Below are 2561 nucleotides of genomic sequence, written 5' to 3' on the forward strand. Positions count from 1 at the left end.
TGAAAAAGCCGGACCCATTCATATTGGCAGTAATACTTGGTTTGGCGGTCATGTAGCCGTGTTACCAGGGGTGACGATTGGAGAAGGCAGTGTGATTGGTGCTGGTAGTGTTGTCACTAAAGATATTCCGCCACACAGCTTAGCGGTTGGAAACCCTTGTAAAGTCGTTCGTAAAATTGATAATGACCTACCATCCGAAACATTAAATGACGAAACGATAAAGTAGCAGTTGCGACCCATATAAATTTTAAAAAGTAACCAATCAATTTCAAAATACTTGAGAATAAGTGATAAAGCATAAAAATGAAAGCGATTGCAAAACTAACCTTAATCATAGTAAAATGAGTTTAAATGATGTTATATCATTAAATCAAAGGGTTAAACCACTTTCAAAATTTATAGGGGGTAAGTGTACATGGTAGTAGAATTTAAAAATGAACCTGGTTACGATTTTTCAGTCCAAGAAAATGTGGATATGTTTAAGAAAGCATTGAAAGACGTGGAAAAAGAATTAGGTCAAGACATACCATTAGTGATTAATGGAGAGAAGATTTTCAAAGATGACAAAATTAAATCAATCAATCCTGCAGACACATCACAAGTGATTGCAAATGCATCAAAGGCAACAAAACAAGATGTTGAAGATGCATTTAAAGCAGCAAACGAAGCTTATAAATCTTGGAAAACATGGTCAGCAAATGATCGTGCAGAGCTTATGTTACGTGTTTCGGCAATTATTCGTCGTCGAAAAGCGGAAATTGCAGCAATTATGGTTTATGAAGCAGGTAAGCCATGGGATGAAGCAGTTGGTGATGCAGCTGAAGGTATTGATTTTATTGAATACTATGCACGTTCAATGATGGATTTGGCTCAAGGTAAGCCAGTACTTGATCGTGAAGGTGAACACAATAAATATTTCTATAAATCAATTGGTACAGGTGTTACAATTCCACCGTGGAACTTCCCGTTTGCGATTATGGCTGGTACGACTTTAGCACCAGTTGTTGCAGGTAATACAGTGTTATTGAAACCTGCTGAGGATACACCTTATATCGCTTATAAATTAATGGAAATTTTAGAAGAAGCAGGATTACCAAAAGGCGTAGTTAACTTTGTTCCTGGTGATCCGAAAGAAATTGGTGATTACTTAGTTGATCATAAAGATACGCATTTCGTTACATTTACAGGATCACGTGCGACAGGTACTAGAATTTATGAACGTAGTGCCGTAGTTCAAGAAGGTCAAAACTTCTTGAAACGTGTTATCGCTGAAATGGGTGGTAAAGATGCCATTGTAGTTGATGAAAATATTGATACAGATATGGCGGCAGAAGCTATTGTAACGTCAGCGTTTGGTTTCTCTGGTCAAAAATGTTCTGCATGTTCACGTGCAATTGTGCATAAAGACGTTTATGACGAAGTATTAGAGAAATCAATCAAATTAACAAAAGAATTAACGTTGGGCAATACTGTAGACAATACGTATATGGGCCCAGTTATTAATAAAAAACAATTTGATAAGATTAAAAATTATATTGAGATTGGTAAAGAAGAAGGTAAATTAGAACAAGGTGGCGGCACTGATGATTCAAAAGGTTACTTTGTAGAACCAACAATCATTTCAGGACTTAAATCTAAAGATAGAATCATGCAAGAAGAAATTTTTGGTCCAGTTGTTGGCTTTGTGAAAGTTAACGATTTTGATGAAGCCATTGAGGTTGCAAATGATACAGATTACGGTTTAACTGGTGCAGTGATTACAAATAATCGCGAGCATTGGATTAAAGCGGTAAACGAATTTGATGTAGGTAATTTATACCTTAACAGAGGTTGTACTTCAGCAGTTGTTGGATACCATCCATTTGGTGGTTTCAAAATGTCAGGTACGGACGCTAAAACAGGTAGCCCAGACTACTTATTACACTTCTTAGAACAAAAGGTTGTTTCAGAAATGTTCTAATGCTTCATAATGAACAAGGGCCATCCATTGCGGTTGGCTCTTTTTATTTATAACTTTAAAAATTAAGTAATAGCAACCATATTTTTAGAAAAGGATTATAGGTATAAGAATGTGAGATACGTTATTTCAATAATAATGGGAATTGTATTAGCAATTTGGTCATATAAACAACTGAGTCAAAGTCATTTAGATAGCGGATTTATTTTTTTCTTCATAGTTTATGTGTTGTGTATCAGTTATTTTAATAACGATAAGCACGATAAAAATAAAAAACGATAGTAGTACACGAATTCATTAACGTGTACACTATCGTTTTTATTATGAATGTTGGTAACGCTCATGAGTTTCTCATCTACTATTTAATCTTAATATTGATTAATCTATGGAAAATGTTATCAATATCTTCGCCAAGCCAGTCAATTTTTTCATCTTTTATCCAATGTATAAAACCTTCAATCAACGAGTCATAAATATAAAATATGAGATTATCTGGGATGTCGCTGTCAATATCGATACGGTCTCTATTATTTTTGATATCGTTATGCATAATTTTAATGCAGACATTTTTTAATACTTTATTAAATTCAGCGTCTTCTTCTTG

3 protein-coding genes and 1 pseudogene are annotated in these 2561 nt (G+C 34.5%); 3 read left to right on the forward strand and 1 reads right to left on the reverse strand.

All coding sequences use genetic code 11. The features are described from left to right. The 3 genes from IDG60_RS10945 to IDG60_RS10955 form a co-directional block, all read left to right on the forward strand. On the forward strand, nucleotides 1–226 hold a 226-nt coding region (locus IDG60_RS10945; RefSeq protein WP_274611441.1), incomplete at its 5' end, for a DapH/DapD/GlmU-related protein. Between the two features lie 189 nt (nucleotides 227–415). Beyond that, nucleotides 416–1960 (forward strand): L-glutamate gamma-semialdehyde dehydrogenase, encoded by a 1545-nt coding sequence (gene pruA / locus IDG60_RS10950; protein WP_000259692.1) that lies wholly within the window; start codon nucleotides 416–418, stop codon nucleotides 1958–1960. 111 nt (nucleotides 1961–2071) lie between these two features. Beyond that, nucleotides 2072–2239, forward strand: a complete 168-nt coding sequence (locus IDG60_RS10955) for a hypothetical protein (protein ID WP_001791990.1) — start codon at nucleotides 2072–2074, stop codon at nucleotides 2237–2239. Between the two features lie 76 nt (nucleotides 2240–2315). On the opposite strand, the pseudogene farR reads toward IDG60_RS10955, so the two are convergent. Further along, nucleotides 2316–2561 (reverse strand): annotated as a pseudogene (gene farR, locus IDG60_RS10960) (fatty acid efflux pump transcriptional regulator FarR); the annotation flags it as partial.

It is taken from the genome of Staphylococcus sp. EG-SA-2 (assembly GCF_017152085.1).